General features: G+C 71.3%; 2 protein-coding genes and 1 pseudogene. 1 reads left to right on the top strand and 2 read right to left on the bottom strand.

Features of this window, described 5'->3' with window-relative positions; all coding sequences use genetic code 11:
* Positions 1-188 (bottom strand): maleylpyruvate isomerase N-terminal domain-containing protein (locus tag G6026_RS14505; protein WP_182613594.1); only part of this gene is annotated, 188 nt, incomplete at its 3' end.
* A 159-nt stretch (positions 189-347) separates the two neighbouring features.
* Between G6026_RS14505 and G6026_RS14500 the strand changes: the two genes are divergently transcribed.
* Complete coding sequence (locus G6026_RS14500) at positions 348-1,943, top strand: class I adenylate-forming enzyme family protein (protein ID WP_231750315.1); 1,596 nt, start codon at positions 348-350, stop codon at positions 1,941-1,943.
* A gap of 26 nt (positions 1,944-1,969) precedes the next feature.
* Here the strand turns inward: G6026_RS14500 and G6026_RS14495 are convergent.
* Positions 1,970-2,297 (bottom strand): annotated as a pseudogene (locus tag G6026_RS14495) (hypothetical protein); the annotation flags it as partial.

Genomic DNA, 2,297 nt, shown 5'->3' with positions numbered 1-2,297 from the left:
GCGGTCACGGAGACCTCGTCGGTCCAGGCCAGGTGGGCGATCTGCATGGCGACGTCCCAGCCCGCGGCCGGGGTGGCGGTGTGCCAGCGATCGGACCCGGCGGCCTCGACGAGCTCGTCCACCCGGGCGCTGAGGGCGGCGAGGGCGGCGTGCGGGTCCTCCGTCTCGGAGGGCGGGGGGTTGGTCATGGCGGGAACGATTCCACCTCCGCCCAAATAAAGCAAGCATGCTTGCTTGCTTTTCTCCGCGACGACTGGGAGGGTGGCCCACGGTGACCCACATCACTCCCGACGCGGGACGCCCGACCCCTCTCCCCGACCCCTTACGGAGGCACCATGCGACTGGACATGACCGGAATCGACCCCGTGGACCACGCCCTGGCCCGCCGGTGCTCGGTGGGCGACATCCCCACCCGGGCGGCGGCCACCTTCTCGAACCGGACCGCCCTCACGGACGATGCCGGGTCGTGGTCCTTCCTCGAACTCGAGTCCGTCTCCAACCGGTTCGCCCACGGTCTGGTGGCGCACGGAATCGAGGCGGAGGAGCCGGTCGCGATCCTGTCGACGAACTGCCGCGAGTTCGTGGCCACCTACTTCGGCACGGCCAAGGCCGGGATGGTCTCGCTGCCCATCAACCTGCTGTCCGGGCTGGACAACATCGCGCACGCCCTGACCGACTCGGGGACCCGAATCCTCGTCGTTCACGGTTCACTCGCGGAACTGGTGATGGGAGCGGTCGCCGCCATGCCCGGGATCCGGACCGTCGTCGTCATCGGAGGCGTCCCCGACGGACTGACGGCCTCCGCCGACGGTCCCGACCTGATCGGGTGGGACGACCTGCTGTCCGGCGACGACTCCAGCCCCGACACGGTGATCGGTGACCGCCAGGTCGTGCAGTGCCTCTACTCCTCGGGCACCACCTCACGCCCCAAGGGCGTCCTCACCTCGCACCTCGCCGTGTCCATGGCCGCCCTGGGCAACGGGGCCGTCTTCGGCCTGAACTGGGGCGCCGAGGCCTCGGTGACCGTGTGCCCGCTCCCCCTCTTCCACACCGCCGGTCTCAACGGGGTCCTGCTGTCGGCGGTCACCATGGGGGCGACCGTCCACCTCCTGCCGGGTTTCGACCCGGTCGGATACGCCGAGACCGTCGCCCGCGTCCGGGCCACCCACCTGGTGGGCCTGCCCCTCATGCTGGAGGCCCTGGCGGACGCGACCGACCGCGGCCTCGACCTGTCCTCGCTCCGGTTCCTGCTCTACGCCATGGCCCCGATGTCCGAGGAGATGCGCCGGCGCCTCGACGCCGCACTCCCGGATGCCCGGATAGTCCTGGCCTCGGGGATGAGCGAGTGCACTCCGGCCACCGTCATGCAGTGGCCGGAGCTCAACCCGGACAAATCCGACTCCTGGGGGTACCCCACCCCGATCGCGGAGAACAGGATCAGTGAACCGGGCGGTTCCGCACTCGTGCCCACCGGGGAGGACGGTGAGATCGTCTACCGCGGCCCCACGGTGATGGAGGGCTACTGGAACAACCCCGAGGCCAACTCCGAGGCGTTCGTGGGCGGCCGCCTGCACTCGGGGGACCTGGGGCGCATCGACACCGAGGGGGTGGTGTGGTTCGCCGACCGCGTCAAGGACATCGTCAAATCCGGCGGCGAGAACGTCTCGTCACTGCACGTCGAGCGTGTCCTCATGGACCACCCGCACATCGCCGAGGTCGCGTGCGTCGGCCGCCCCGACCCCAGGTGGGGCGAGCTCGTGGTGGTCGTGGTGGTCCCCGCCGAGGGTGCGCCGGACGGGGACGAGCTCAAGGCCTCGGTCATGGAGTTCGGGGCCGAGCGTCTGTCCTCCTCACACCGGCCGCGAGACGTGGTGGTGGTCGACACCATCCCGCGCACGGCGACCGGCAAGATCCGGAAGGTCGAGCTCCGCGCGGCGACCTGACCGGTCCCGGTCAGCCGCGGTCTCGGTCAGGGGCCGACCTCGAGGAGCTCACCCGGGATCTCCAGGCTCGCGGCGGCGAGGTCGGACCCGAGGCCGGGTCGCAACACCTCGCCCCGCGGGGGCCGCGCGACGACGTTGACCGCCCGGAGGTTGGGCAGCAGGTAGCGGTGGAGGTCCATGCCCTCCAGCCCCGGGACGAGTTCACGGAACCGCTCATCGGTGAGTTCGCCGGCGAGCCACGCGAACGCGGCGTCGTCCCAGGTCCACACCGCGATGTTGACGCCGCGCCCCACGACTCCCCGGCGGACGCTCGCCACCGATCCCAGCGCGGCGGCGACCGGTCGTCCGCCCGGG

The sequence above is a fragment of the Dietzia sp. DQ11-38-2 genome (assembly GCF_014145055.1).
GTDB lineage: Bacteria > Actinomycetota > Actinomycetes > Mycobacteriales > Mycobacteriaceae > Dietzia.
Note: the sequence above shows the minus strand (reverse complement) of the source record. Positions and strands in the feature narration are given on the sequence as shown.

What these genes read in the sequence shown, in the direction of transcription:
- G6026_RS14500 (WP_231750315.1), top strand. Translation starts at nt 348, where the DNA reads ATGACCGGAATCGACCCCGTGGACCACGCCCTGGCCCGCCGGTGCTCG.